The sequence below is a fragment of the Halorubrum xinjiangense genome (assembly GCF_049604745.1).
Classification (GTDB): domain Archaea; phylum Halobacteriota; class Halobacteria; order Halobacteriales; family Haloferacaceae; genus Halorubrum; species Halorubrum xinjiangense_A.
The window spans coordinates 118,400-144,002 of record NZ_CP187140.1 but is presented as its reverse complement, the minus strand read 5'-3'; the positions used below and the strand labels follow the sequence as shown (position 1 = coordinate 144,002).

26 protein-coding genes are annotated in these 25,603 nt (G+C 69.3%); 6 read left to right on the top strand and 20 right to left on the bottom strand.

Translation table 11 applies throughout. The features are described from left to right. Nucleotides 1–24: 24 nt before the first annotated feature. Both ACOZ35_RS01625 and ACOZ35_RS01620 read right to left on the bottom strand, forming a co-directional pair. Nucleotides 25–285 carry a hypothetical protein gene (locus ACOZ35_RS01625; RefSeq protein ID WP_424014751.1) on the bottom strand — a complete coding sequence of 87 codons (261 nt, stop codon included), beginning with the start codon at nt 283–285 and terminating at the stop codon, nt 25–27. A 108-nt stretch (nt 286–393) separates the two neighbouring features. Continuing rightward, the gene (locus ACOZ35_RS01620) at nt 394–1,329 is read right to left on the bottom strand and encodes an FKBP-type peptidyl-prolyl cis-trans isomerase (RefSeq protein WP_424014750.1); all 936 of its coding nucleotides are present in this window, start codon (nt 1,327–1,329) and stop codon (nt 394–396) included. Nucleotides 1,330–1,516: 187 nt separating this feature from the next. On the opposite strand from ACOZ35_RS01620, the gene cyaB reads away from it, so the two are divergent. Continuing rightward, entirely contained in the window at nt 1,517–2,119 is a 603-nt protein-coding gene (gene cyaB / locus ACOZ35_RS01615; RefSeq protein WP_424014749.1) for a class IV adenylate cyclase, read from the top strand. A gap of 11 nt (nt 2,120–2,130) precedes the next feature. Here the strand turns inward: cyaB and ACOZ35_RS01610 are convergent, their stop codons facing one another. Continuing rightward, nucleotides 2,131–2,637: a MaoC family dehydratase gene (locus ACOZ35_RS01610; protein WP_424014748.1), complete on the bottom strand. Its 507-nt coding sequence runs from the start codon at nt 2,635–2,637 to the stop codon at nt 2,131–2,133. Nucleotides 2,638–3,140: 503 nt separating this feature from the next. Between ACOZ35_RS01610 and ACOZ35_RS01605 the strand changes: the two genes are divergently transcribed. Next, the gene (locus ACOZ35_RS01605; protein WP_424014747.1) at nt 3,141–4,016 is read left to right on the top strand and encodes an HpcH/HpaI aldolase/citrate lyase family protein; all 876 of its coding nucleotides are present in this window, start codon (nt 3,141–3,143) and stop codon (nt 4,014–4,016) included. 175 nt (nt 4,017–4,191) lie between these two features. After that, on the top strand, nt 4,192–5,445 hold the full coding sequence (locus ACOZ35_RS01600) for a Glu/Leu/Phe/Val family dehydrogenase (RefSeq protein ID WP_424014746.1): 1,254 nt from the start codon (nt 4,192–4,194) through the stop codon (nt 5,443–5,445). Nucleotides 5,446–5,492: 47 nt separating this feature from the next. Here the strand turns inward: ACOZ35_RS01600 and ACOZ35_RS01595 are convergent, their stop codons facing one another. Continuing rightward, nucleotides 5,493–6,209, bottom strand: a complete 717-nt coding sequence (locus ACOZ35_RS01595; protein ID WP_424014745.1) for a diphthine--ammonia ligase — start codon at nt 6,207–6,209, stop codon at nt 5,493–5,495. A 182-nt stretch (nt 6,210–6,391) separates the two neighbouring features. Here ACOZ35_RS01595 and ACOZ35_RS01590 point away from each other — a divergent pair, with 182 nt between their 5' ends. Then, nucleotides 6,392–7,633: a trans-sulfuration enzyme family protein gene (locus tag ACOZ35_RS01590; protein ID WP_424014744.1), complete on the top strand. Its 1,242-nt coding sequence runs from the start codon at nt 6,392–6,394 to the stop codon at nt 7,631–7,633. Nucleotides 7,634–7,659: 26 nt separating this feature from the next. Here ACOZ35_RS01590 and ACOZ35_RS01585 read toward each other — a convergent pair whose 3' ends face one another. The 4 genes from ACOZ35_RS01585 to ACOZ35_RS01570 all read right to left on the bottom strand — a co-directional run bounded on the left by ACOZ35_RS01585 (nt 7,660) and on the right by ACOZ35_RS01570 (nt 11,089). After that, a complete protein-coding gene (locus ACOZ35_RS01585; RefSeq protein ID WP_424014743.1) occupies nt 7,660–8,229 on the bottom strand; it encodes a DUF7110 family protein in 570 nt (189 codons plus the stop codon). A 179-nt stretch (nt 8,230–8,408) separates the two neighbouring features. Beyond that, nucleotides 8,409–8,753, bottom strand: a complete 345-nt coding sequence (locus ACOZ35_RS01580) for a glutaredoxin family protein (protein WP_424014742.1) — start codon at nt 8,751–8,753, stop codon at nt 8,409–8,411. Between the two features lie 646 nt (nt 8,754–9,399). Next, a complete protein-coding gene (gene gfcR, locus ACOZ35_RS01575; protein WP_424014741.1) occupies nt 9,400–10,032 on the bottom strand; it encodes a transcriptional regulator GfcR in 633 nt (210 codons plus the stop codon). Next, complete coding sequence (locus tag ACOZ35_RS01570) at nt 10,019–11,089, bottom strand: glucose 1-dehydrogenase (RefSeq protein ID WP_424014740.1); 1,071 nt, start codon at nt 11,087–11,089, stop codon at nt 10,019–10,021. The genes gfcR and ACOZ35_RS01570 overlap by 14 nt, the downstream gene beginning before the upstream one ends. A gap of 106 nt (nt 11,090–11,195) precedes the next feature. On the opposite strand from ACOZ35_RS01570, the gene ACOZ35_RS01565 reads away from it, so the two are divergent. Together ACOZ35_RS01565 and ACOZ35_RS01560 are read left to right on the top strand one after the other, a co-directional pair. Then, nucleotides 11,196–11,999, top strand: coding sequence for an NRDE family protein (locus tag ACOZ35_RS01565; RefSeq protein ID WP_424014739.1), 804 nt, complete (start codon nt 11,196–11,198; stop codon nt 11,997–11,999). 70 nt (nt 12,000–12,069) lie between these two features. Next, on the top strand, nt 12,070–12,423 hold the full coding sequence (locus tag ACOZ35_RS01560; protein ID WP_424014738.1) for a helix-turn-helix transcriptional regulator: 354 nt from the start codon (nt 12,070–12,072) through the stop codon (nt 12,421–12,423). A 121-nt stretch (nt 12,424–12,544) separates the two neighbouring features. Here the strand turns inward: ACOZ35_RS01560 and ACOZ35_RS01555 are convergent, their stop codons facing one another. From ACOZ35_RS01555 to ACOZ35_RS01500, 12 genes are all read right to left on the bottom strand, one after another. Next, nucleotides 12,545–14,323 carry a Na(+)/H(+) antiporter subunit D gene (locus ACOZ35_RS01555; RefSeq protein WP_424014737.1) on the bottom strand — a complete coding sequence of 593 codons (1,779 nt, stop codon included), beginning with the start codon at nt 14,321–14,323 and terminating at the stop codon, nt 12,545–12,547. Continuing rightward, nucleotides 14,320–16,557 (bottom strand): proton-conducting transporter membrane subunit, encoded by a 2,238-nt coding sequence (locus ACOZ35_RS01550; RefSeq protein WP_424014736.1) that lies wholly within the window; start codon nt 16,555–16,557, stop codon nt 14,320–14,322. Before ACOZ35_RS01550 ends, ACOZ35_RS01555 begins: the two co-directional genes overlap by 4 nt. Then, nucleotides 16,554–18,176: a proton-conducting transporter membrane subunit gene (locus ACOZ35_RS01545; protein ID WP_424014735.1), complete on the bottom strand. Its 1,623-nt coding sequence runs from the start codon at nt 18,174–18,176 to the stop codon at nt 16,554–16,556. Before ACOZ35_RS01545 ends, ACOZ35_RS01550 begins: the two co-directional genes overlap by 4 nt. Further along, complete coding sequence (locus ACOZ35_RS01540) at nt 18,169–18,711, bottom strand: cation:proton antiporter subunit C (protein WP_424014734.1); 543 nt, start codon at nt 18,709–18,711, stop codon at nt 18,169–18,171. The genes ACOZ35_RS01545 and ACOZ35_RS01540 overlap by 8 nt, the downstream gene beginning before the upstream one ends. Then, nucleotides 18,711–19,505, bottom strand: coding sequence for an MnhB domain-containing protein (locus ACOZ35_RS01535; RefSeq protein ID WP_424014733.1), 795 nt, complete (start codon nt 19,503–19,505; stop codon nt 18,711–18,713). Before ACOZ35_RS01535 ends, ACOZ35_RS01540 begins: the two co-directional genes overlap by 1 nt. Beyond that, on the bottom strand, nt 19,502–20,092 hold the full coding sequence (locus tag ACOZ35_RS01530) for a DUF4040 domain-containing protein (protein WP_424014732.1): 591 nt from the start codon (nt 20,090–20,092) through the stop codon (nt 19,502–19,504). The genes ACOZ35_RS01535 and ACOZ35_RS01530 overlap by 4 nt, the downstream gene beginning before the upstream one ends. Beyond that, complete coding sequence (gene mnhG, locus ACOZ35_RS01525; RefSeq protein ID WP_424014731.1) at nt 20,089–20,424, bottom strand: monovalent cation/H(+) antiporter subunit G; 336 nt, start codon at nt 20,422–20,424, stop codon at nt 20,089–20,091. The genes ACOZ35_RS01530 and mnhG overlap by 4 nt, the downstream gene beginning before the upstream one ends. Continuing rightward, the gene (locus tag ACOZ35_RS01520) at nt 20,421–20,726 is read right to left on the bottom strand and encodes a cation:proton antiporter (RefSeq protein WP_004598222.1); all 306 of its coding nucleotides are present in this window, start codon (nt 20,724–20,726) and stop codon (nt 20,421–20,423) included. The genes mnhG and ACOZ35_RS01520 overlap by 4 nt, the downstream gene beginning before the upstream one ends. Then, nucleotides 20,723–21,976, bottom strand: a complete 1,254-nt coding sequence (locus tag ACOZ35_RS01515) for a monovalent cation/H+ antiporter subunit E (RefSeq protein ID WP_424014730.1) — start codon at nt 21,974–21,976, stop codon at nt 20,723–20,725. The genes ACOZ35_RS01520 and ACOZ35_RS01515 overlap by 4 nt, the downstream gene beginning before the upstream one ends. A gap of 204 nt (nt 21,977–22,180) precedes the next feature. After that, nucleotides 22,181–23,350, bottom strand: a complete 1,170-nt coding sequence (gene coaBC, locus ACOZ35_RS01510) for a bifunctional phosphopantothenoylcysteine decarboxylase/phosphopantothenate--cysteine ligase CoaBC (protein ID WP_424014729.1) — start codon at nt 23,348–23,350, stop codon at nt 22,181–22,183. 584 nt (nt 23,351–23,934) lie between these two features. Next, nucleotides 23,935–25,092, bottom strand: a complete 1,158-nt coding sequence (locus tag ACOZ35_RS01505) for a DUF63 family protein (RefSeq protein ID WP_424014728.1) — start codon at nt 25,090–25,092, stop codon at nt 23,935–23,937. 48 nt (nt 25,093–25,140) lie between these two features. Beyond that, nucleotides 25,141–25,590, bottom strand: a complete 450-nt coding sequence (locus tag ACOZ35_RS01500; RefSeq protein WP_004598227.1) for an Lrp/AsnC family transcriptional regulator — start codon at nt 25,588–25,590, stop codon at nt 25,141–25,143. Nucleotides 25,591–25,603: the final 13 nt, after the last annotated feature.

Here is a 25,603-nt window from a genome sequence, read left to right as displayed (position 1 = left end):
CTGCTGTTCGTTGGCGTTTCGAGCCTACAGCACGGCGGACGCGAGGAGGACAACCGCGCCGACGACGGCCGCCGCGACCGCCCAGTTCCGCGCGGTGTCAACGGCCCCGTACGGGCCGCCCTTCCGCGAGAAGAGGTACAGCGCGTACACGGCGAGCGGCGCCAGCGTCGGGAGCGTCGCGACCGTGACGACGCCGGTGAAACTCGACAGCAGCGCGATCGCGACCGTCGCCGCGCCCGCGACACCGGCCACGAGCGCGTCCTCGCGTGCCCGTTCGATCTCCATACTCGGTGTGGACGCGCCGCCGGGCAAAAGGGATCCGTTCGCCGGTCGGAGCGGGCGCTCGCCGGGCAGGAAAAACGCGAGAATCGGATGCTAGGAAAGCGGTGTCGACTACTCTTCGTCGATCTCGTCGACGATCTCGTCGGCGTCGACGTCGACGTCTTCGAGCGCCTCCTCGATGTCGACGTCGCCAGCGCCGGCACCGCCCATGCCGCCCATCATGCCGCCGAGACCGCCCATGCCGCCGCCCTCGATGACTTCCTCGATGACCACGCGGTCGAGATCGAGGCGGTCCATGAGGTCCTGCGCGATCTGCTGTTTCTGGAACATCCACTGCTGGTTCATCTGCATCGCCTGCGTTGCCGTGACGTAGAGGACGTCCTTCTCGACCTCCTCGGTCTCGACGGTCTCCTCGCCGTCGTCGTCCTCGGTGACGGTCTCCTCCTCTTCGGTCTCCGTCTCAATACGGACCTCCGGCGCCTCCTGGAGGTACATCCCGAGCATGCCGGCGGCCTGCTCCTCGCGGTCGTCGATCGCTTCGAGGATCTCGTACTCGTACTCGAGGTCCTCGCCGGCCAGCGGGTGGTTGAAGTCGACGCGGGCGCGGCCGCCGATGATCGTCTCGAGGTGGCCCTGCTGGTTGTCGATCTGGACCTGCGCGCCGGGGTAGCGGTCGTCCTCGGGGATCTTGTCGGCCTTGACCGTCTCGACCTCGTCGGGGTCGTACTCGCCGAAGGCGTCCTCGGCGGGGACGTCGACCGTGCCCTCGTCGCCGACGGCGCCGCCGACGAACGCCTCCTCGACGGTGGGGAACACGTGGCCCGCGCCGAGCGCGATGATTCGGGGCTCGAACTCGTACTCGTCGGTATCGATCTCGGCGTCCTCGGCCGTCTCCTTGTCGGTCGTGTCGATGACGCGGCCGTCGTCGGCCGTTCGGATCGTGTACGCGACGCGGACGAAGTCGCCGTCCTCGAGTCCGCCGGCGTCAGTCTCGGTCTCGGTCTCCTCGGCCTCGTCGGCCGCGTCCGCTTGCTCCTGATCGCTCATACCTGAAGGTCACCTGTTACACCCTTAAGAAGCACGGTTCGGCCCGAAGGCCGCCGACGAACGGCAGACAGCGGCGGTTCGAGGCGCGCGACGGCCGCCGGGCGGGTCCCGTCGACCGGTCTCGGAACCGCGCGGCGCCCCGCGCGGTCCCGCGCCGCTTATGAACGCCCCGGCCGCACCCACGGGCATGTACGAGGTCGAGATCAAAGTCCCGGCCGACCTAGACGCGACGCGGGAGCGCCTCCGCGAGGCCGGCGCCGAGCGCGTCGACGCCCGCCGGCAGCGCGACACCTACTACGACGCGCCGCACCGCGAGTTCGCCGAGACCGACGAGGCGCTCCGGATCCGACGCGAGACGCCGCTGGCGGAGGGCGACGGGTCGTCGACGGAAGGTGGCGACGGGTCGTCGGCGGAGCCGCCCGACCCGGCGGCGACGGTCACCTACAAAGGGCCGCTCCTCGAGGCGGCCTCGAAGACCCGCACCGAACACGAGACGGGCGTCGACGACGGCGAGGCGCTCGCCGCGGTCCTGTCGGGACTCGGCTTCGAGCCGGCCGCGACAGTGGAGAAGCGCCGCGAGTTCTGGTCGTACGACGGGTTCACGGTGACGCTCGACGCCGTCACCGGGCTCGACGAGTACGTCGAGATCGAGCGGGAAGTCGAGGCGGAAAGCGAGGTCGACGCGGCGCGCGAGGCGGCGGTCGAGGCGCTCGACCGGCTCGGCCTCGACGCGGACGAGCAGGTCCGGACCTCCTACCTCGGGCTGCTGTTGGCGGGCGAAAGCGACTGAGTTCGGCGGAGTTACGCGGCGCCGTCGGCGTCGTCGGCCGCGTCGCTTCCGTCGTCTCCCGCCGGCCGCTTCTTGGAGAGCACCGTCCGCTCGAACTCGCAGACGAGGACATCGTCGTCCCCGTCGACGACCTTGAACGCCTCCACGCGCATGGTGACGACGCCGCGCTCGCCGTCGCTCGTCTCCCGCTTGTCGGTGACCGTCGATCGCGCGCGGATCGTGTCCCCGTGGAAGACGGGGTTCGGGTGTTCGACGTCGTCGTACGAGAGGTTCGCGACGATGGTCCCGTCGGTCGTCTCCGGGATGGAGACCCCGACCGCGAGCGACATGGTGTAGAGCCCGTTCACCAAGCGCTCGCCGAACTGGGTTTCCTCCGCGAAGTCGGCGTCGAGGTGGAGCGGCTGCTGGTTCATCGTCATGTCGCAGAACCGCTGGTTGTCGGCCTCGCTTATCGTCCGTCGCTTCGCGTGCTCGATGGTCTCGCCGACCTCAAACTCCTCGTAGTACAGTCCCGGCATGCCTTCCCGGTCACTCGGTGACGTGAAATCGGTACCGCTCTTTACTGGGGGGTCATTCGTGGTGACTTCTTCCGAAGTCCAGTCGGTTGTTTATAAATGGCAGCCAGCAGATCGGCGGTGGACTCCTCCAAAGCCCCAGTCGCTCGGCTGTACGTGGTTGGCGACTCGACGGCGAACACCGCCAAAGCCCCAGCCGTGAGGCGGGCGCACGCTCGCTGCGCGCTTCAGTCGCTCACTCCGTTCGCTCCCTCCAGTGCTTACGTCGCCTTCGCCCGCCTCACGGCTGCCCCTTTGAGTCCCGCCCGCACCGCAACCGCACCTCACACCTCCCCAGCCTCGTCGGTCGCCGTCGCTCCGCTCGGCGACCGACTCCCTCGCACGCGCTCCTCGCGGCCGCCTTCGGCGGCCACTCGGAGGCGCGCGCCACCGCCCCGTTTCGGTTATTTATAAACCGTCCAGCGCAGACGACCACGATTTATGTCGGACGGCGGGGAGGCCTCGACATGGCCAGACGAAGCCTGCTGTTCTCTCCCGGCGACAGCCCCGACCTCATGCGGAAGGCGCCCGGCGCCGGCGCCGACGTGATCTGTTTCGACCTCGAAGACGCTGTCGCCCCCGGCCGGAAGGACGAGGCCAGGGCGGCGGTCGGCAAGATCCTCGCGGACCCCGCCTTCGACCCGGACGCGGAGGTCTGCGTCCGCCTGACCGCCGAATCGCCCGCGGCCGACCTCGACGGGGTGCTGGGGGGAGAGCGCGAGGACGGGATCGGCGACGAGTCCCTCAACGTTTGCCTCGACGCGGTGATGCTCCCGAAGATTGAGGCCGCGGATCGGGTCAAGCGCGTCGCCGAACTGTGCGCCGAGCGCGGCCGCGACCTCGCGGTCTTCGCGCTCGTCGAGACCGCGGCGGGGGTCCTCTCGGCGCAGGAGATCGCGGCCGCAGAGGCGACGGACGCAGTCGTGTTCGGCGCGGAGGACCTCGCCGCCGACGTGGGTGCGACCCGGACCGACGAGGGGACTGAGGTGCTGTACGCCCGCGAGCACGTCGTCCTCGCGGCGAGCGCGGCCGACGTCGACGCGATCGACACGGTGTACACGGACTTCTCCGACGAGGCGGGGCTCCGCGAGGACGCAGCGCTCGCCCGGCGGCTGGGCTACGACGGCAAACTCGCGATCCACCCGGCGCAGGTGGCGCCGATCAACGAGGCGTTCACGCCGGATCCCGAGGACGTGGAGTGGGCCGAGGCCGTCCTCGACGCGCGCGACGAAGCGGAGCGGGCGGGCCGAGCCGTCTTCCAGGTCGACGGCGAGATGATCGACGCGCCGCTGATCGCGCAGGCGGAGCGGATCCTCGACCGAGCGCCCGACGGCGACCGCTGAGGCGGCCCGCCCGTCCACGCTGCTTCGAGTCGCCCGTCCACACTGCTTCGAGTCGCCCGACTACACTGCCTTCGAGTCGCCTATCCGCGCTGTCGGAGTGGCTGTGACGGTGTCGACACGCACAATTTCCGTTCCGGTCGTCACAGTTAACCCCCGTCCACCAGCACGTGAAGGTATGTCTTCTGAGGCGAACCCGTTCGAGAGTCTGCGAGAGCAGGTAGACGACGCCGCGGCGGTCGTCGACGCCGACCCGGGCGTCATCGAGCGCCTGAAGAACCCGGAGCGGGTGTTGGAGACGAACCTGACGTTCGAGCGCGACGACGGGTCGCTGGAGACCGTGCGCGCGTACCGCTCGCAGTTCAACGGCGACCGGGGGCCGTACAAGGGCGGGATCCGCTACCACCCGGGCGTCACCCGCGACGAGGTGAAGGCGCTGTCCGGCTGGATGGCGTACAAGTGCGCCGTCGTCGACGTTCCCTACGGCGGCGGGAAAGGCGGTATCGCGATCGACCCGACCGACTACTCGGAGACCGAGCTTGAGCGGCTCACCCGGGCGTTCGCGACCGAGCTGCGTCCCCTGATCGGCGAGGACCGCGACATCCCCGCGCCAGACGTCAACACCGGTCAGCGGGAGATGAACTGGATCAAAGACACCTACGAGACCTTAGAGAACACCACTGCCCCCGGCGTCATCACGGGGAAGGCGCTCGACTCCGGCGGCAGCGAGGGCCGTGTCGAGGCGACCGGCCGCTCCGTGGCGCTGTCGGCCCGCGAGGCGTTCGACTGGCTCGACCGCGACATTTCGGGTGCGACGGTCGCCGTCCAGGGGTACGGGAACGCCGGATCGATCGCGGCCGCGCTGCTCGACGACCTCGGCGCGAGCGTGGTCGCAGTGTCCGACTCCTCCGGCGGAATCCACGACCCCGACGGCCTCGACCCCCGAGCGGTGAAGGCGCACAAAGCCGAAACCGGCTCGGTGGCGGGCTACGGCGGCACCGACGCGCTCACGAACGAGGAACTGCTCACGCTCGACGTCGACTGCCTCGTCCCGGCCGCGCTGGAGAACGCGGTCGACGAGGACCTCGCGGACGACGTCGACGCGAAACTGGTCGTCGAGGCCGCCAACGGGCCGCTCACGCCCGACGCCGACGACGTGCTCGCCGAGCGCGACGTCCACGTCGTCCCCGACATCCTCGCGAACGCGGGCGGCGTCACCGTCTCCTACTTCGAGTGGGTCCAGAACCGACAGCGGTTCAGCTGGACCGAGGAACGCGTCAACGAGGAGCTGGAACGCGTGATCACGGACGCGTTCGACACGCTCGTCGACACCTACGAGTCCAACGACGTCCACAACCTCCGGACCGCGGCGTACGTCGTCGGCATCGGTCGGATCGTGGACGCGTACGATCAGGCCGGTAGCTGGCCGTAACGAGCGGTTTCGATCGGTTTCGGTCAGTTTCGAGAGAAGATTCCGACTTACTCCAACCGCGCGCCGCGGACCTCGACGTGGCCGCGGTCGCCCTCCCACACCGCGTCGTAGGACAGGTCGATGCGGCGGTCCATGTGCGGGCCGTCGACGACGTACGTCTCGAACTCGCCGCCCTCGCCAAGCGGGTGGACGCCGTACTCCTCGCGGAGCGCGAGCAGCTCGTCGAGCGCGTCGGCGTCGTACCGCCGGCCGAGCCACGACTCGTCGAGCCCGTACGCCGCCACCTGGACGATCCGGATCTCGAAGCCGGCGTCGAACATCGCCTCCGCGAGCTCGACGGGGTCTTCCTGCCACAGCGGCGCGAACAGATCGATCCCGAGGCGGTCGCACATCGCCTGGATCCGGTTCGTCTGGAACTCGCTCTCGACGGCCCCGGCCGTGACGCCTGCGAGGTCGACGTCGTCCGCGGCGGCGAGCTCCCGGAGCGCCGCCTCCATCGGCTCCAGCTCGGCGTCGCCCTGCGCGCCGGCGTCGTCGACGTCGTCCGCGCCGAAGTCGTCGGGCGACACCTCGACGAGGTCGATCCCGACGCTCTCGGCCGCGAGCGAGGCGAGCTCCGTCGCCGGCGTGTGGTACATGTACGAGTCGCCGGTGGGGTGGACGGTCAGGAGTCGCGAGACGTCGAGGCCCTCCTCCAGCGCGCGGTACAGCGCCCACGAGGAGTCCTTGCCGCCGGAAAAGAGGCTCACCCAGTCGTCGGTCATTGGCGAAGGAACGCCCGGCCCACGTAAATCGTCGACGGTCCCCGGTTGACGACCGTCGACTGACGGCTGCCGGACGCGCCGATTTGTCGATCCAGCAGTAATATCCCCACGAGTTATCCGGAAATCCAGCATTATTAATGAAAAATGATAAACTATTAGCGCCGGTGCGTCGGAGTCCGCGTATGGAAGACCGATCGAAGTCGACGTTCGAGACGCTCACCGTCTCCGAGGGAGAAGAACCGTTCGAGAACGGGAGCGAGGCGGGTGACGTCGTCTCGCCGATTCACCTCTCGTCGACGTTCGCCCTGCCGGGCCTCGACACCGAGATGCGACTGGATGACGTCGACCCGGCCGCCGGCGAGTTCGTCTACGGCCGGCTGTCGAATCCCACCCGACACGCGCTGGAGACCCGAATCGCCGCGCTCGAAGGCGGCGCTCACGGGGCCGCGTTCGCCTCGGGCACCGCGGCGATATTCACGACGCTGCTCGCTCGGCTGACCCCCGGCGACCACGTCGTCGCCTTCGAGGACCTGTACGCCGGCACCCGTCGGATGCTCGACGACGTGTTCCGGTCGCGCCTCGGCGTCGACGTTACGTACGTCGACGCGACGGACACGGCGAACGTGGCGGCCGCACTCCGCGAGGAGACCGCCGTCGTCTGGATGGAGTCGCCGACGAACCCCAAGCTCGCGCTGTGTGACATCGCCGGTATCGCCGACCTAGTTGCGGACCGAGACGTGCTGTTCGGCGTGGACAACACGTTCGCGAGCCCGTACTTCCAGCGCCCGCTCGAACTGGGTGCCGACGTCGTCGCGCACAGCACGACGAAATACCTCAACGGCCACTCCGACGCCATCGCCGGCGCGGTCGTCACCGACGACGACAAGCTGGCCGAGGAGGTCCGGTTCCTCCAGCAAGTCGGCGTGGGCGCCGTGAGCGGCCCGTTCGACAGCTACCCCGTGTTACGCGGCACCAAAACGCTCGCCGCGCGGATGGAGAGACACGAGGCGAACGCGACGGCCGTCGCCGAGTTCCTCGACGGACGGCCGGAGGTGAGTGACGTGTACTACCCGGGGCTGTCGAGTCATCCTGACCACGAGCTCGCCCGCGAGCAGATGTCCGGGTTCGGCGGGATCCTCTCGTTCGAACTCGACGGGACGATAGCCGACGCGAAGCGGTTCGTCGAGGCGCTGACGGAGTTCACGCTCGCGGTCTCCGTCGGCGGCGTCGAGAGCCTGATCGAGCTGCCGGCCGCGATGACTCACGAACCGCTCTCGCCCGCGGAGCGGGAAGTGCTCGGAATCTCGGACACGTTGCTCCGCGTGTCGGTCGGCATCGAAGGAGTAGACGACCTGATCGCGGATTTAACAGGCGGGTTCGACGCGATGAACCGTCGCACGACGGCGCCGTCGGCAGACCGCTGACGCCGGTCGACGCCGCGGCGGCGGTCTCAGTCCGAGATGAACTCGTTGTCGCGCCAGTTGACGCCGCCGTCGCCCTCGCCGGCGCCCTGCGGGCTCTCGACGACCTCAATGCTGGCGGGGCGCGGCTCGCCCTCGACGATCCGCGTCGCCTCGAGGTCGCCGTCCTCCTCGGTGATCGCGGTCAGCGTCCCCTTCTCGGAGAGCGTCGCGATCTTGCGTAACACGAGGAACATGGGGTACTGGAGCGCGGAGTTCTGGAGGACGGTCTCGCGGTCGCCCTTGAAGCAGGCGAACTCGACGAGCTCGGAGGGGATCTCTTCTTCCTCGTCGTCCATCCACTGCGGGCCGCCGGCGCGCGGCGGCTCCTCCTCCCAGACGCGGGTCTCCGTGACCGACGCCTTCAGCTGCGCCGTGGGCGTGTACTTGCTGATCGACTCGTCGTCGGACAGGGCCTTGATGATGAGTGTGTTGTTTCGACGCGTGATGTCGATGTCGTCGATCTCCGGGGGCAGATCGGGGTCTTCGTCGAAGTACGTCTCTACGTCTTCGAGGGGCAGTTCGAGCGTCGAATGAAGTCGGAACACGCGGCCTGTCATTGTTTGTGGAATGCGGTGGGGTCGAACCGGTGGTCACGGCGGCAGCGGCAACGGCTGCACCTACCCTACGTAGGCACCGTAGGTTTATATGGACTGCCCTTCGAGGTGTGAGGATCGATGCGACGAGCGCACCCGGCGCGTTACGCTCTGTGCCGGGGATCCGAAACCGGAACCCGACCTCACTCCGCGCCCAGTTCGGCGGCGAGCTCGCCGCGCTCGTCGAGTTCGGCGAGCACGTCGCTGCCGCCGACGAACTCGCCGTCGACGAACGTCTGCGGGATCGTCTCCCAACCGCTGTGCGACTCTAGGGCCTCGCGGTACTGCGGCAGCGCGGGCAGCACGTCGACCGTCTCGAACTCCTCGACGTGCTGGGAGATGAGTTCGACAGCGCGCTTCGAGTAGCCGCACTGCGGCATCAGGCGGTTCCCCTTCATGAACAGCACCACGTCGTTGTCGGCGATGGTGTTCTCGACGCGCTCGGTGATTTCCTCGGGGTCGGCGTCCGTTTCGGGGCTGAACGTCATGGAGACGCGTAGGCGACGGCGAGGCAAATGGGTTCCGCACGGGAGAGGGGTGATCGTGAGGCGGTTCGGGCGCTGAGACTGCTCGAGTCGGTATAGGATGCGCTGAACAAGCAAAGAGCGCCTCTAAAGCCGCGGTTTGTTATTTATAAGCGAACAAGTGAGGGCGGACAACGAACACCGCCAAAGTCCCAGCCGCTTATTTATAAATAACTGCCAGCTGATCGACGGCGGACACCTCCAAAGCCCCAGCCGTGAGGCCGCAGTACGCTCGTTGCGCTCCTCGCTCGCGTTGCTCGCTGCGGTGCTTACGTCGTCATCAGAACGCGGAGCGTTCTGATTGGCTCACGAGAGCTTTGCTCTCGTGAACGCCTACTGCGGCCTCACGGCTGCCCCTTTGAGTCCCGCCCGACCGCAACCGCACAGCACCTCACGCCTCCCCAGCCTCGTCGGCCGGCCTCCGCTACGCTCCGGCCGGCCGACTCCAGCGAGGGACCGAAGGTCCCTCTGGCAGCCGGCGCGTAGCGCCGGCGACCTCGCGCGTGCTGACTCGCGGCCGCCACCGGCGGCCGCTCGCAGGCACGCGCCACCGTAACGTGTCATTCTGTGAGTCGACTTTATAAGTGAAGAGGCCAGAACCGTGGCGATGCTATTCGTCGCGGTCGACGCGGACGACGTCGACGAGCGAGTAGACCGGGACGCCGTCGATGTCGTCGTATCCCATCTTGTCGACCAAGACGACACAGGCGACCGGCTCGCCGCCCTGCTCGCGGATCGCGTCGATCGACTCCCGCATCGTCGTCCCTGAGGTGATGATGTCGTCGACGACGTAGCAGTCGCGGTTCCGGATCGCGGCGAAGTTCCGCGAGAAACCGCCGCCGTGCTCGTCGATGTCCCCCTCCTCCCACTGGTGTTTCGCGGGGGCGTACGTCCCGAGGTCGGTGTCGAGCTGGTTCGCGACCGCGGTCGCGAGCGGCGCGCCCGCCTTCTCGATGCCGACCGTCAGGTCGACCTCCTCGCCCTGTTTGGCGAGCAGGTCCGCCATCGCGCTCGCCGCGTAGCCGAGGCGGGTCGAGTCGCGCCCGAGCGCCGACCAGTCGACGTGGATGTCGGCCGAGACGGTCGCCCCCGAGGCCTCCGCGGTCTCCGCCCCGCCGCCGCGCTCGACCAGCCAGCTCGCCGTCTCGCGGGAGACGTTCAGCTCGTCCGCGATTTCGCCCTTCGAGAGCCCCCGCTCGGCGAGCTCGGCCGCGCTGTCGATGAGGTCGTCAACGTTCTTCATATGCGCCGAATTCGACCGCCGTTTTAATAGTCGTGTCGTCATCCGCGAACGCGGCCTCGAACTCGTCGAGCCCGTGGATCCCCGTCACCAGATCGCCTAAGAACTCGTCAGAGAGCCCCGCGAGCGACTCGACGGCCGACTCGAAGTGGCCGTACCCGGAGTTGACGCTGCCGACGAGCGCCTTGTTGTGAAGGACGAACTCCCGGTGGAGCCGGCCGCCGTCGATCTCGAACTCCCAGTCGCCCGGGACGCCGAGCAGCGCGCCGACGCCGTTGGGCGCGAGCGCCTCGATGGTCTCGAACGCGTGGGGGGCGTAGCCCGTCGCCTCGAAGACGAAGTCCATCGGCTCGTACGCCTCGGGAACCTCGGGGATCGAGGTATCGTTGGAGTTCACGTACGTCGCCCCCAGCGACTCGATGATCTCGATCGTCGGGTCGGGGCGCTCGCGGCGCCCGAGACAGTAGATCCGGTCGAACGACTCGTCGAGGGTCGCGACCGTCAGGAGGCCGAGCGACCCGTTGCCCAGCACGAGCGCCGACTCGGGCGCCCAGTCGAACGCCGACCGGCTGGCGTACGCGTGCTCGATCGCCTTCTCCGCGATCGAGATCGGCTCCACGAGGAACCCCCACTCCGCGAGCGCCGGCGGGATCTCCACGAGGAACTCCGCCGGGCTGGTGAAGTACTCCGCCATGAACCCGTGCGCGCCGACGATGCCGCGCTCGTGGTACTCGCCGTCCGGCGCCATGTCGGGCTCGCCGCGCGCGAAGTACTCGTTGGCGCCGTTCGGCGGGCGGCGCACCGTCGGGACGACGACGTCGCCGACCTCGAACGGCGTGTCGTTCGGGTCCTCGACCACGCCGACGGCCTCGTGGCCCAAAACCAGGTGGTCCTCGCCCGCGGGAACCCCCCCGTGACCGCCGGCGATGACCTCGTGGTCGGTCCCGTCCACGCCGACCCGCAGGGTCCGAACCAGCGCCTCGCCGGGCGCTGGCTCCGGTCGCGGCTTCTCTGTCACGACCGGTTCGTCGGCTCCCTCGTAGACGGCAATCGCGTTCATATCTGGACCCAAGCGGTCAGTCACCAAAAGATTTCTTTTATTCTGAGTAAACGCATGCGGCGGATCCCCCCGTGGAGTTTTCAGTCGGTCGCGCGTATCCAAGCCCGTGTGTACACTGACCCTCGCGTGGCGCGCGTTCGGCGACGCCCCCGTCGCGCTCGCGGCCACCCGCGACGAGGCGCTCGACCGCCCGAGCGAGCCGCCCGCGGTTCGCAGCGAAAGCGGTGACGGCGGCGGAGAGAGCGGAGGCGGCGAAGTCCGGTACGTGGCCCCGCGCGACGCTGAGGCCGGCGGGACGTGGATCGGCGTCTCCGAGGGTGGCCTCGTCGTCGCGGTCACGAACCGGTGGCTCGACGCCGACCGCGAGGGCGACCGCTCGCGCGGGCTGCTCGTCCGCGACTGCCTGACGGCCGCCTCCGCCGAGGCAGCGGTGCGAGCGGTCGAGCGCGAGCTCGACGAGCGCGCGTACGACGGCTTCAACCTCGTGCTGGCCGACGAGCGGGCGGCGTTCCTGCTGACGTATGACGGCGGCCTCGTCGTGACCCGGCTCGACCCGGGGGTCCACGTCGTCGGCAACGTCGGCGGCGTGGTCAACGGCGTGGAGCGGTTCGCGGTCCCCGAGCGGCGGCGGGAGTTCGGCGAGGAGCGCGCCGACAGCGCCAGGCGGATCGCGGCCGCGCTCGTCCCGGAGCCGGGTGAGACGGGCGCGTCGTGGCTCGACCGCGCGAGCGACGTCCTCGCGGACCACGAGTACGACGCCTGCCTCCACGGCGACGAGTTCGGAACCCGGTCGTTCACCCGGATCCGGACCGGCGATGACCCCGCGGTGGCGTACGCCGACGGGCCGCCCTGCGAGACGCCTGCTGAACCGGTGTCGCTCCCCGGGAACTTCGCTTTCACCCGCCAGTGAGCAATCTGTGCGGCCGCGAAGCGTGCGACCGGAAAGCCAGTTTTAAGCGATTCGGGAGGCGTGAGAGAGTATGAGCGCGTCCGAAATCGAGTCCGAGCTGTCGGCGGACGAGCGCGCCGGCCTCGAACTCATCCGCGAGACCGGCGGCATCCACCAGAGCGACTTCTGGAAGGAACTCGACGTCTCCTCGCGGAAGGGGAGCCGCATCGCCGAGTCGTTGGAGGAGGCCGGGGTCATCCAGCGAGAAGACACCGTCTACGACGGCCACAACACCTACTACTTAGAGCCCGCGCCGCGCGACCTCGACTTCTCGCTTTTGATGGCCGACGACATGCTCTCGCCGTTCATCGGCGAGGAGGAGGTCGATGCGCAGGCCGACGCCTTCTCGCAGTGGATGATGAACCTCGCGTACGAAGAGTACTGACGCCGAACCGTTCGTCGACCGACGCGACCGGCTCGATCGCGGACTGATTTTGTTGCGAGCGCGACCCGTCCACAGGCTTTCACGGACAGAAACCGGGAAAGCGCCGCAGCGACGCCCTACCTCAGACAAGCAGGAAGGCGAACAGCGCGATTCCGGCCGCGAGCGTCAGGAACAGCACGCTCCGTCCGATGCCGGCGCGGATCTCGACGTCGACGCCGGCTCGCGAGAGCATCTCGCGCGGGTGGCTCGCGGTCCACATCGTCGCGCCCGCTAGCGACATCGTCGCGCGGTCGACCGCGGCCCACAGCTCCGTGACGCCCCACACCGAACCGCGCCCGAGGTAGAAGGCGGCCGGGAAGAGGACGGCGTCGACGTCGGGCATCCGGTGAGCGAGCCAGCCGAGCGGGCGCTTCAGCGTGAAGAACCCGACGAAGCCGGCGATCAGCAGCGCTGCGCTCTCGACGAGGTGACTCCGGCTGTATGGCTTGAAGTACACCTCGTCGCTGAGGATGAGGTCCGTGAACGGCATCAGCTCGATTAGCTGGGTGTAGAAGACGCCGAAGAAGACGCACGCGCCCGCGGCCAGCAGCATTCCGGCCGTCTGGAACGGGGTGGCGTCGTCCGGCGACAGCGTCGCCGAGCCGTGGAAGAACATGTAGTAGCCGAGCTTGATGAACGACATGAACGTCCCCACGCCGCCGAGGACGAGCAGCCACCAGAGCAGCCCGCTGTCCAGCAGCAGGACATAGTTGTGGATCTCGTGGGCGGAGTCGAGCACCATCCCCTTCGAGATGAACCCGTTGAACCCCGGCACCGCCGTAATCGAGGCCGCGCCGACGAGGTAAACGAGGAAGGTGACCGGCATCACCTTCCAGAGGCCGCCCATCTCGCGGATGTCCTCGACGCCGGTCCGGTACACCACGACGCCGACCGCCATGAACAGGAGGCTCTTGTAGAGGACGTTGTTGAACAGGTGTGCGAAGCCGCCGGTGACCGCGAACTCGCCGACCGCCGTGGCGAGCCCGAACCCGGCGAGCATGTAGCCCAGCTGGGCCTGGATGTGGTACGATAACAGCCGGCGCGGGTCGTACTGGAGCAGCGCGAAGAACGCGCCGTAGACGGCCATGAACCCGCCGAGGTACGCGAGCCACATGCCGCCCTCGGGGAACGCACGGTACATCACGTACGCGGCGGTCTTCGTCGTGAACACCGAGAGGAACACCGACGCCGCGACGTGCGGCCGCGGGTAGGTGTCCGGCAGCCAGCTGTGCAGGAAGATGAACCCGCAGTTGATCCCGATCCCGATAGCCGCGAGCGCCGTCGCCGCCGGGTCGATTCCGGCCGTCGCCGAGAACAGGAACGTCTCGGCGTTGACGAAGTGGACAACGACGGCCGCGAGCAGGATGGTCCCGCCGGTGCCGTGGAACAGCGCGTAGCGGTAGCCCGCCCGCACCGCCTCGCCGCCGTGCTGCCAGACGAGCAGCGTCGAGGTGACGGCCGTCAGCTCCCAGAAGAAGACCAGCGTGAGCCAGTCCCCGGCGTAGATCGTTCCGAAGGTCGTGGCGACGTACGTCAGCGCGAACGCGGTCACCCACGTCGGCGCGTCGCTGCCGTAGGCGTACAGGACCGCGGCCGTCGCGAGGAAGCCGACGACGACCCCCATCAAAAGCGAGAACTGGTCGACGTTGAAGAACACGACGTCGAAGCCGAGGAACGTCGTCGCGAGGTGCGCGCCGGTCCCGCCGTCGCCGAGCAGGACCGCCTGGACGAAGGTGAACGCCGTCGCCAGCGCGGCGACCGCGTGTCCCGACCGCCGCGGCAGCGCCAGCACCGCCAGCGCCGCGAACGCGAGCAGAACGTACGGCGGAATCGACGTGAGGAGGCTTGTGGGCACCGTCACGGGCGCACCACCCCCTCGGGGAGCCGCGTGTCGACGATGAGCTCGATCAGCTCCAGGAAGCCCATCTCGTAGGGGATCACGCCGAGCAGCACCGCGAGCGTCATCGACGCGAGGATCGGGCCGAGCGTGAACCACGTCGACTCGCGCCCGCGGAGCGCGTCGAGCCCGGCGATGTGTTTCCAGCCGCCGGCCGGCGGCCCGCCGTCGTGGTGGTGGCTATCGTGGTCGTCACCGTGGTCGTCATGGTCGTCGTCGTCGTCGTGAGACTCGTCGCCATCGTCGTGCGACCCGGCGGAGCCGCGAGACTCGTCGACCGCGCTGTCCGGCTCGGCGGCCTCCGCGTCGTCGCCCAGATCTCCGCGTCCGGGCCCGAACGGTACGTCCGCGTCGGAGGGGCGCTGGTCGACCGCGTAATCGCCCGTATCCACGCGCTCGGCCGGCTCCGAGAAGTCGCGCTCGCTCGCCGCAAAGTCGGGCCGGACGACGCCCTCCTCGTCGGTCGGGAGGTCGTCGAGGTCGGCGTCGGGGATGTCCGACTCGTCGACGCCGTCGGCGGCGTCGGACGGGGAGTCATCTGCGTCGCCCGCGTCCGCGACGATGTCGTCGACGTCGTCGGCCGATTCCTCCACATCATCGTCATCGCCCTCGTTTTTGTCGTCGCCTGCGCGGCCACCGTCCGTGGCCGCGTGGTCATCTCCGCGGCCACCGTCTGTGGCCGCGTGGTCGTCTCCGCGGCCACCATCGGTCGCCGCGTGGTCGTCTCCGCGGCCCCCGTCGGTCGCCGCCACGATCGACCGCGACTCGCCGCCGAGCGGGAAGTCGACCAGCGGCTTCGCGTCGTGGGCGTCCTCCGCCTCGAAGAAGGCGGTGTAGATGACCGGCCAGAAGTACGCGATGTTGAGCACGCCGGAGAGCAGCAGCGCGCCGACGAGGTAGTAGGCGACCGGGGTGAAGTTCATCCCCATCCGCACCCCGCCGATCAGCATGTAGTACTTGCTGACGAAGCCGGCGAGCAGCGGGATCCCCGCCATCCCCAGCGAGGCGATGGTAAAGGCGCCCATCGTCAGCGGCATCCGCTTGCCGATCCCCGCCATCTGGGAGATGTAGTCCGTGTGGGTCGACACGTGGATGTTGCCCGCACAGAAGAACAGGGTGAGCTTCATGAACGCGTGCGCCGGGATGTGGAGCAGCGCGCCCACCAGCCCGTACCAGCCGAACAGCCCCAGCCCGAGGATGATGTAGCTCAGCTGGCTGATCGTCGAGTAGGCGAGCCGGCGCTTCAGGTGGTCCTTCCGCAGAGCGATGAGGGAGGCGGCGGTGAGCGTGATCGCCCCGATAGTCGAGAGGACGAGCCCGGCGGAGAAGCCGAACGGAAGCGAGAGGTTGTAGACGAGCTCGGGGCCGAACACGTCGAGGACGACCCGCGAGACGCCGAACGCGCCGGACTTGACGACCGCGACCGCGTGGAGCAGCCCGGAGACCGGGGTCGGCGCCACCATCGCCTCGGGGAGCCACTGGTGAAGCGGCATGATCCCGGCCTTCACGCCGAACCCGATCGCGAGCAGGAAGAAGGCGAGCATCGCGAGCCCGGGGTCGGCGTTCGCGAGCGCCGCGATACCGCCGGCAGTGAAGTCGACGGATCCGGCGAGCAGGTAGACGAGCGCGGTGCCGGCGAGGACGAGCACGCCGCCGCCGAACATCGTGTACGCGAGGTACTTGCGACCGGCCGAGCGCGCCTCCGCCGTCTCGTCGTGCGCGACGAGTGGGTACGTCGCGATCGAGAGCAGCTCGTAGAAGACGAATATCGTCACGAGATTGCCGGCGAACGCGATCCCCATCGTCGCGGCGAGCGACACCGCGAACGCCGCGAAGTACCGGGTCTGGTTCGGCTCGTCAAGCCCGCGCATGTAGCCGATGCTGTAGAAGGAGGTGATTATCCACAGCCCGCTCGCGAGGAACGCGAACAGCATGCCGAGCGCGTCCGCGCGGAGCGCGAACTCGATCGGTGCGCCGATCCCGGGGAGGAACGCCCCGGCCGACCACTCGAACACCGCGCCGTCGAGGACCGCCGGCAGCATCGAGGCGACGATGCCGAACTTCACGAGCGACGCGACGAGCGTCCACCCCTCGCGGACGTTCGGCGAGCGGTACGACGCGACGATGAGGAACGCCGCGACGAACGAGACGAGGACGGCCAGCAGGGGTCGTGGGTCTGAGAGTACAGCGTCAGTCATGCGAACGCCTCCGTGAGGAACGGGCCGAACCACTCCGCGAGCGCGAAGCCGCCGAAGCCGAGCGCGACCGTCGCAAACACCGCCAGCCCGAGCGCGAGCAGCGGCGCCGTGGGCACTCGGTCGGGGACGAGCGACGACCGCGAGGCGCCCTCGACGGGCGCAGGAAGACCGTCAGCGGTCTTCGCGGGAGACTCGTCGCTACCGTCGTCGCTTGCGCGGCCACCATCGGTTGCCGCGTTGTCACCACTCCCGGGCACCTCGCCGTGGTCGCCCGGAAGTCCCGCGCCGGCGAAGTAGAACCGCTCTATCAGCCGCGCGACGTACGACAGCGTGAACAGCGTGCTGACGAAGATCGCCGCCGCGACCGCGATCCCGACCGCGCCGCCGCCGGCGAGCCCGGCGTCGACCGCGCCGACGCCGATGTACCACTTGCCGAGGAAGCCGATCGACGGCGGGATCCCGACGAGTGCGAGCCCGAGGACCGCTACCGCGCCGGATGTGTACGGGGCCGCGCGCGCGGCACTCGCGAGGTCCTCGATCTGGCGGCTGCCGTAGCCGAGCGCCAGCAGCCCGATCCCGAGGAACAGGCCGAACTTCATGATCCCGTGGCCGATCAGGTGGACGATCCCGCCCAGCAGGGCGGTCTCGTTGGCCAGCGCGACGGCCGCGCCGATCATCCCGAACTGCGCGACCGAGGAGTACGCGAACATCCGCTTGAGGTTCGACTGCATCGCGGCGAGCGCGGAGCCCGCGACGATCGAGACGGTCGAGACGACGAGCAGCGCGGTCGCGATCCCCTCATTGGCCGCGAGGAAGTCGACCGTGAACACGGTGTACGTCACGCGGATCAGCGCGTAGGCGCTCGTCGTCGAGACCAGCGCCGCGACGATCGTCGTGACCGAGTCCGGCGCGCGCTGGTAGGCGTCCGGCTGCCAGGAGTGGACCGGGAAGATGGCGATCTTGAGCGCCAGCCCGGTCACGATGAACGCGTAGCTCGCGCGGACGAGCGGGTCGCCGTAGCCGGCTTGGGCGACGATCTGCGCCTGGACGTCGAGCATGTTCAGCGTCCCCGTCGCGAGGAAGACGTAGCCGACGCCGAGCAGGTACAGCGAGGCGCCGACGGTCCCGACGACGAGGTACTTCAGCGAGGCGTACGCGCTCGCGCCCGAGCGGTCCGATGCGATGAGCGCGTACGTCGTCAGCCCGGTGATTTCGAGGAAGACGAACAGGTTGAACAGGTCCCCGGTGAGCACCATCCCGACGAGACCGCCGACCAGCAGGAGGTAGGCGCTGTAGAACGGGTTCCCACGCGGACCGGCGACCCGCGCGAACGCGAGCGTCGCGACCGAGACCGCGGCGACGAGCAGCAGCACCGCCACCGACAGCCGGTCGGCGACGAGTTCGATCCCCACCGGCGGGAGGAATCCGCCGAGCGCGTGGTCGAACGGGCCGTTGACGACCACCTCCGCGGCGATCGCGGCCGCGATTCCGGCCACGGCCGTCGTGCCGACCGCAGCGATCGGCCAGCCGACGCGGTCGTACCGGAGGCCGAGCGCCAGCGGCAGCGTCGCCGCCACGATCGGGACGACGACCGCGAGCGGCAGGAGGACGTCAATCATCGGTCTCACCTCCCGTCTCGGACGCGCCCGACGCACCGTCGACGCCTGCCGCCCCGTCGGTGCCTGCCGCATCCGCCGAGCGCCGCGACGGGATCGACCCCTCGTCGCGGAGCAGTTCGCGGAGCGTGTCGGTACGCAGCGTCCCGTACTCGTCGTAGATCCGGATACACAGCGCGAGTGCGACCGCGGTGAGGCTCACGCCCACGACGATGGCGGTGAGCACGAGAACGTGCGGCAGCGGGCTCACGTAGAGGCCCCCCTCCGGACCGCCGGTCGGGACGATCGGAATCGATCCGCCCTCGACGTACGCCGAGGCGATGAACAGCAAGAATATCGCCGTCTGGAACAGGTTGAGTCCGATAATCTTCTTCACGAGGTTCGGGTTTGCGATCATCATGTAGAGGCCGATGCACAGCAGCAGCGCGAACGCGACGTACGCGTGTCTCGTCGCGAGGATCTCGACGGCGCCGCCGGTCGAGGCGGGCACCGAGGCGGCGATTCCGGCGAGGTCAGCAGCGCCGAAGGGAGCGAACACTACCGCTCACCCCCGTCGGTCGCGGCCGGACCGGGCGCTCCCGGGTCCGACCGACCGTCGTCGGTCCGGTCGGAGGCGCCGTCCGCAGTTTCGTCGACCGCGTCGCCGTCGGTCTCGTCCTCACCGGCCGGCTCGTCGTCGCCTCCGTCGGGGCCCTCACCGACCTCGTCGTCGAAGGCGTCCGCGTCGGCGAACCCGCCCGCGTCGCTGAACCCCTTCGCGAGGACGAAGAACAGCCCGATGAGGACGCCGGCGACGATGGTGCCGATCCCGAGGATCTCGACGCCCTCCATCCCGTACTTGACCGGGTCCGGGATCGGGAGCAGCTCGTACTGGAGGAACGCGCCGCCGAGCGCGACCGGGACCAGCCCGATGCCGGCGAACACGAGCGCGCCGCCGACCGCGAGCGCGACGACGACGGTGTTCGCGAGCCACTGCCGGGTCGCCTCGATGCCGAACGCGAACGCGATCATGAACACGACCGCGGCCACGATGGCGCCGCCCTGGAACCCGCCGCCGGGCGAGCCCGCGCCGTGGAAGGTGACGAACAGCCCGTAGGTGAACGCGAACGGCGCAACGATCTTCACCGTCGGCATGATCACCTGGCTCTCCGTGTACGGGCTTCCCTGTCGGCGCTCCGAGTCGAGCCGACCGTCGCTTCGCGGCGGCCGGTCGCGACCGAACCCGCCGCCGGACGCGAACTCGGGACCGGTGGAAGCGGCGTCGGCGTCCGCGTCGGGACCGGTGGAAGCGGCGTCGGCGTCCGCGTCGGCACCGGAATCTGAGCCGCTCATGCGAACACCTCCCTGTGGAGGACGATGAGGGCGGCGATCCCGGCCGCGAACACGACGACCGCCTCGCCGAACGTGTCGAACCCGCGGAACGCCGCCAGCACGGCCATCACCGTGTTCTCGACGTGCGTCTCCGCGTACGTCTCGGCGATGTACCACTGGGTCACGTCCGGGTTCGACCAGATCGGCGCGTCCTCCGAGCCCACCGCCGGGATGTCGCCCATCGTGAGCATCAGCCCGGCGAACAGCAGGCTCGCCGCGCCCGCAGCGGGCAGGTTCACCGACTCGAAGGCGGCCTCGTGGTCGAGGCGGGTCGTCTTCGCGAGCGTGAGCAGCAGCAGGACGGTCGTGACGCCGGCGGAGATGGCGGCCTCCGTCATCGCCACGTCCGGCGCGCGGTAGAACGTGTACAGCGCGGCCATCCCGAGGCTGTACGCGCCAAAGATGATCACCGCCGCGAGCACGTCGCGCGCCAGGGCGGTGAACAGCGCGGTCAACACCACGAAGACGAACAGGCTCGCCTCGACGGCGGTGACCTGCGCGACCACCGGGGCGCCGAGGGGGCCGACGGACGCGAGCGCGCCCGTCATCGGCGATCGTCCCCCTCGATCCACGGCACGATTCCCTCCTCGAAGGCGGCCCGGGCGATGGCGTGGGCCGCGGTCGGGTTCGTCACGAAGATGAAGAACAGCAGGAGGATCGACTTGAAACCGGCCCCCGCCAGCCCGACGGTGAGCGCGACGGCCGCGAGGCCGAACCCCGCGCCGAGCGTGTCGGCCTGCGAGGCGGTGTGCGCCCGCGAGTAGACGTCCGGCAGCCGGAGCACGCCCACCATCGAGACGAACGAGAAGAACAGCCCGAGCAGCGTGAGCGCCACCACGAGCCACACGCGGGCCGTCTCCGTCGCGGCGAGAGAGGTCACAGCACACCACCCCGCTCGACGGTGAACTTCGAGATGGCGATAGCCATCAGGAAGTTGAGCAGCGCGTACACCAAGGCGATGTCGAGGAACGTCGGCTCGCCGAGCGCCGCGCCGAGGATGGCGAGGATGACGACGGTGTTCGTCCCGAGGACGTTCACCGCCAGCACCCGGTCTTGCATCGTCGGTCCGACGACCGCGCGATAGAGCATGCCGACCGCGAGGACGGCGAAGCCGGCGGCCGCGACGAGCAGGAAGTCGCCGAGGGTGTAGCCGGCCGCGAGCGAGGCGTCCACGAGGCTCATCGGTCGGTCACCCCGTCTGCGTCGCTCGGGTCGTCACTCGAGTCGGCCTCGCCGCCCAGTCCGGGGTCGCCGCCGTCGGCGGCGGCGATCGGCAGTCCCTCGGTGGCGTCGGGGCCCTGGAGGATCGCGACGTCGTCGCGCTCGCGCGGGGACGGAAGCCGCGCCGCCCGGCGGCCGTAGTAGACGAAGCGCGTCCACCGTTCGAGGGGGCCGTCGAACAGCCCCTCGCGGGCCCACGGGACGAGCGAGTGGACGTAGAGGTCGCTGTCGCGGGCGCGGACGGTGAGCGTCCCGGGCGTCAGCGTGATCGAGTTCGCGAGCGTCATCAGCGGGAGGCCGCTCCCGACGATCACCCGCATCCGGTTCATCGTCGGTTCGATCGGGAGCCGCGGGTCGAGGATGACCCGGGCGACGACGAGGTTCGCCTTCACGATCTCGAACAGCAGCACGGGGACGTATATCAGCCCGCGGACGATCCGCATCGGCGTGCGCGGGAACGCCGGGTTCGAGTCGAGGCTCACCCGGGAGAGGGTGATCGAGACGACCGCGGCGGTCGCGACGCCCGTCACGGCGTCGAACCAGTAGGTCGGGTCGCCCAACAGGAGGTAAAAGGCCAGCGAGAGCCCGAACAGCGCCACGAACCGCCCGGTGGTAGCCTCGGTTCGGAACCGCTCGCGTCGCGTCGGCCGGTCGACCGGCGCGGTCTCGACCGACAGCGGCGTGTTCGAGAGCGCGAACTCCAGCGGCTGGAGCAGCGTCGTGTTCCCCACCGGGGTGTACTCGGGGTCCAAGACGACGCGGTCGGCGTCGTTCGCCTCGGCGTACTCCGCGAGGACGCGGACGTAGTCGTCGGCGCCGAACAGGTAGCCGTCGGCGCCGAGCACCGCCGTGACGACCTCGACGTCCGGGGCGCCGGGCGCCTCGGAGTCCTCGAGGTCCGCCCTCGTCCACGCCGCGGCGCGTTCGAGCACGCGCTCGGCGGCGGCGGCCCGCTCGTCGCTCTCGGGGTCCCCGTTCCGCCACGAGGCGATCTCGACCAGGTGGATCGCGGACGCCCCGTCGGCCGCGGCGTCCTCCGCGACGTGGGCGACCGTCGAGCGCAGCGTGGAACTCGGCTCGACCGGAACGATGACCGCACCGGACGACGGCGCCGACCCCGACGCCGCGTCCGAATCCGAGGCCCCGGCGGCATCGGTTGACCCGTCCGCGTCGGGGTCGTCGTCGCCGGACGGCGGGCCGGCGTCAGCCACCCACCACACCTCCCACGGAGCCGTGCGTGACCGTCTCGTTACACATGAGTTTCTCTACCCGTTTGGTTACCCTACCGCCTCAAAACAGTTTGTATCCGCGGAGACCCTGCCGGAGGCGGGCGATACCGTCCGCGCTGGGTCTCGGCCTCTCGGGGTCGTCTGAGGTACTCGCCGACGTCGCGCGAGCGACCGGTTGGCCGCCGCTTACGCCGACGCGTCGAGCGTCGCCGCGAGGCGGTCGGCGATACGGCCGGCGACTGCGTCCTTCGAGCCGGCGACCTCCTCGGGCTCGGTCCCGTCCTCGCCGACGAGGAGAACGCGCGTCTCGTCGCCGCCCATCACGCTCGCGTCGTTCGCGACGACGAACGCCAGCCCCACGCGGTCGCGGATGCGCTCCGCCTCCGCGACCATCGCCGCGTCGTCACCCGACGTCTCCGCCTTGAACCCGACAATCGGGAGGTCGGGGTACGCCTCGCGCACCGAGTCGATGAGCTTCGGCGTCGGCTCCAGCTCGACCGAGAGCGGCGAGCCGGACCGGATCTTCTCATCGACAGCGTCGGCGGTGAAATCGGAGATGGCGGCCGCGGAGATCAGCGCGTCCGCGGTCGCCGCGGTCCGCCGACAGGCCGCCATCATCTCGTCGGCCGTCTCGACGGCGACCACGTCGGCGTAGGGGACGTCGGGACCGTCCTGGACGAGCGTCACCCGCGCGCCGCGGAGGTAGAGCGCTCGCGCCACCGCCCGGCCGGTCTTCCCCGACGCGCGGTTCGTTAAGATCCGGATCGGGTCGATCCGTTCTTTCGTCGCGCCCGCGGTGACGACGACGTGCGCTCCGGAGAGCGTCTGGGGCGTCGTCGCGCGGGCGACCTCCGTCACGATGTCATCTTCGGCCGCGATCTTCGCCTTCCCCTCCTCGATCCGCGGGTCGGCGAAGCGGACGCCCCACGACTCCAGGCGGTCGAGCGCGTCGAGGACGCCCGGGTGGTCGTACATCGGCTCGTGCATCGCGGGCGCCATCACGACCGGCACGTCCGCGCCCAAGGCCGTCGTCGCGCAGGTCGTCACGGGCGTGTCGTCGACCGCCGACGCTATCTTCCCCGCGGTGTTCGCCGTCGCCGGCGCGAGCAGTAGCACGTCGGCCCAGCCCTCGCGGCCGCAGAGCTCGACGTGTTCCACGCTCCCGGTGATCTCGGTGACGACGGGCTCGTCGGTCGCGAAGTCGACCGCCCACGGGTGGATGATGTTCGTCGCCGCCGGGGACATGACGGCGCGGACGCTCGCGCCGTGGCGGCGCAGTTCGTGCGCGAGTTCGACGACCTTCACCGCCGCGATGCTCCCCGAGACCCCGAGCGCGACGTTGACCCCGTTCAGCATTATCGAATCCGTTTCGCCCGCGACGGTTTATAGGATGCCGTTGCGGAACGGGGTCAGATGGCCAACCCCGGCGCGTTCCCGATAACTGCTTATAAATGATCGGCAGTGGCGCGCGCCGGTGAGCGGCCGACAGGCCGCGAACCGCACGCGCGAGGGAGTCGGTGGTCCGGAGCGAAGCGGAGGACCACCGACGAGGCTGGGGAGGCGTGAGGTGCGGTTGCTGTGCGGGGCGGGACTCAAAGGGGCAGGCGGGAGGGCGGCGCAGGCGACGCAAGCACTGGAAGGAGCGAACGAAGTGAGCGACTGAAGCGCGCAGCGAGCGTACGACGCCCTCACGGCTGGGGCTTTGGAGATGTTCGCAGTCGATCTGTGGACGGCTATTTATAAACGGGGGGCTGGGGCTTTGGAGATGTTCGCAGTCGATCTGTGGACGGCTATTTATAAACGGGGGCTGGGGCTTTAGCGGTGTTTGCCACCGATCTGCGAACAGGTATTTATAAGCGATCGACTGCGGCTTCGGACGTGTTCGCGACGCCACCCACGGGAATCGCTTATAAATAACAAACCGAAGCCGAATCGGCTACTTAAACCCCGAAGGTCGCGCGCAGCATGTCCCGCGTGCCCGGCCCGAGCCCGACGGCCAGCACCGTGATCAGCAGCAGCAGCGTGTACCGCGGCGACTCCTCGTACATCTCGCCGTTGAACACCCAGACGACGAACGTCGCGGCCGCGAGCTTCACGAGGAGGAACGGCCACGCGTCGCCGGTGACGGCGAGGATCGAGTCCGGGAGGAGCCGCCCGGTCCAGTCGACGATCAGCGCGTTGACGACGTGCTTCGGAACGAGATTCTCGGTCCCGGTCAGCGCCGGCATCCAGTTGAGCCCGATCACGTTCGCGACGCCGTCTATCGCGTGGCCCCAGATGATCACGATCCCGGCCGCGCCGGTCCCCTGTCGGATCGTCGGAATCCGTCGCGTCGCCAGCGCCCACGTGCCGGCGGTCGCGACCGTCGCGATGACGAGGGTCGGGACGAGCACCTGCGGGTAGAAGGTGACGTAACCGGTCGTGGCCGCGAGGTACGCGAGGTAGCCGACCGCGAGCGCGAGCCCCGCCGCGCCCGACGCGAACAGCGGGCGGGCGTAGTCGTCGACGACGCCGCGGCGTTCGAGCGCGTACGCCGTGACCACGCAGGCGAGCGTGAACAGGAACACCGTGAAGTAGATGAACGGGCTGATCAGCACCGCGCTCGCCGGGAAGGCGATCAGCGGCTCGACGCCGGCGTCGGTCGCGGCGACGCCCGCGTCCTCGACCGTCCGCATGGCCCCGCCGAACAGCATGAACGGGAACAGCGCGAAGAAGAAGCGGAGCTCGGTCGCGATGTCGAGCCGGCGGAGGAGGAAGACGACGCCGATCAGCATCGCCAGCAGGATCACCACGTAGCTCACCGTCGAGAAGGTGGTGTACCCTGGGGTTGCGACGACCTCGCCGGCGCTCGCGGCCGACTGGCACGCCGCGCTGCTGCCGAGCAGCTCCGTGGTGCCGCCGGGCTCTCGGACCGCGCACTGCGCGCCCTCGCCGTCCGCGACGACCGGCCCCCAGAAGTAGCGCCAGAGGAACCGGTCGTAGACGACGCGCGGGAAGACCAGCGATCCGACCGCCAGCAGCGCGGTGACGCCGCCGACAACCGCCGCCCACGCGCGCTCCGGCGACGGGTCGAACCCGTCGGCCACACCTGTGCTCATGGTCACCGTTCGGAGAGGTCCCGAGTTGAGCGTTCCGGTCCCGCTTCCTTACAGCGGCGGCCCGGGCTGCTCGTAATCGGTGCCGAGAATGACCATCGTCTGCGAGCGCGAGAACCCCTCGGTCTCCGCGATCCGCTCGAACATCAGCTCGCGGAGCCGGTCGGTGTCGGCCGCGACGACCCGGAGTATCACGTCCCACTCGCCGGTGGTGAGGTGGATCTCGCGGACGCCGTCGATGCCGCGGAGGCGTTCGAGCGCGTCCTCCTCGCGGCCCTGCTCGACGCGCAGGCCGACGAACGCGCCGACGCCGTACCCAACCGCCTTCGGGTCGATGTCGGCGTGGTACCCCCGAATGACGCCCGCCTCCTCAAGGCGACTGACTCGGTCGTGGACGGTCGCGCTGGACATGTCGATTCGACGCGCGACCTCCGAGAACGGGGTCCGCGCGTCCTCCTGGAGGATCCGCAGGATCGCCCGGTCCGTCTCGTCGAGTTCCATAGTATCCGTTAGG

Coding starts and splice junctions, on each gene's coding strand:
- ACOZ35_RS01625 (WP_424014751.1), bottom strand. CDS start 285: ATGGAGATCGAACGGGCACGCGAGGACGCGCTCGTGGCCGGTGTCGCG.
- ACOZ35_RS01620 (WP_424014750.1), bottom strand. CDS start 1,329: ATGAGCGATCAGGAGCAAGCGGACGCGGCCGACGAGGCCGAGGAGACC.
- cyaB (WP_424014749.1), top strand. CDS start 1,517: ATGTACGAGGTCGAGATCAAAGTCCCGGCCGACCTAGACGCGACGCGG.
- ACOZ35_RS01610 (WP_424014748.1), bottom strand. CDS start 2,637: ATGCCGGGACTGTACTACGAGGAGTTTGAGGTCGGCGAGACCATCGAG.
- ACOZ35_RS01605 (WP_424014747.1), top strand. CDS start 3,141: ATGGCCAGACGAAGCCTGCTGTTCTCTCCCGGCGACAGCCCCGACCTC.
- ACOZ35_RS01600 (WP_424014746.1), top strand. CDS start 4,192: ATGTCTTCTGAGGCGAACCCGTTCGAGAGTCTGCGAGAGCAGGTAGAC.
- ACOZ35_RS01595 (WP_424014745.1), bottom strand. CDS start 6,209: ATGACCGACGACTGGGTGAGCCTCTTTTCCGGCGGCAAGGACTCCTCG.
- ACOZ35_RS01590 (WP_424014744.1), top strand. CDS start 6,392: ATGGAAGACCGATCGAAGTCGACGTTCGAGACGCTCACCGTCTCCGAG.
- ACOZ35_RS01585 (WP_424014743.1), bottom strand. CDS start 8,229: ATGACAGGCCGCGTGTTCCGACTTCATTCGACGCTCGAACTGCCCCTC.
- ACOZ35_RS01580 (WP_424014742.1), bottom strand. CDS start 8,753: ATGACGTTCAGCCCCGAAACGGACGCCGACCCCGAGGAAATCACCGAG.
- gfcR (WP_424014741.1), bottom strand. CDS start 10,032: ATGAAGAACGTTGACGACCTCATCGACAGCGCGGCCGAGCTCGCCGAG.
- ACOZ35_RS01570 (WP_424014740.1), bottom strand. CDS start 11,089: ATGAACGCGATTGCCGTCTACGAGGGAGCCGACGAACCGGTCGTGACA.
- ACOZ35_RS01560 (WP_424014738.1), top strand. CDS start 12,070: ATGAGCGCGTCCGAAATCGAGTCCGAGCTGTCGGCGGACGAGCGCGCC.
- ACOZ35_RS01550 (WP_424014736.1), bottom strand. CDS start 16,557: ATGACTGACGCTGTACTCTCAGACCCACGACCCCTGCTGGCCGTCCTC.
- ACOZ35_RS01545 (WP_424014735.1), bottom strand. CDS start 18,176: ATGATTGACGTCCTCCTGCCGCTCGCGGTCGTCGTCCCGATCGTGGCG.
- ACOZ35_RS01535 (WP_424014733.1), bottom strand. CDS start 19,505: ATGAGCGGCTCAGATTCCGGTGCCGACGCGGACGCCGACGCCGCTTCC.
- ACOZ35_RS01530 (WP_424014732.1), bottom strand. CDS start 20,092: ATGACGGGCGCGCTCGCGTCCGTCGGCCCCCTCGGCGCCCCGGTGGTC.
- ACOZ35_RS01520 (WP_004598222.1), bottom strand. CDS start 20,726: ATGAGCCTCGTGGACGCCTCGCTCGCGGCCGGCTACACCCTCGGCGAC.
- coaBC (WP_424014729.1), bottom strand. CDS start 23,350: ATGCTGAACGGGGTCAACGTCGCGCTCGGGGTCTCGGGGAGCATCGCG.
- ACOZ35_RS01505 (WP_424014728.1), bottom strand. CDS start 25,092: ATGAGCACAGGTGTGGCCGACGGGTTCGACCCGTCGCCGGAGCGCGCG.
- ACOZ35_RS01500 (WP_004598227.1), bottom strand. CDS start 25,590: ATGGAACTCGACGAGACGGACCGGGCGATCCTGCGGATCCTCCAGGAG.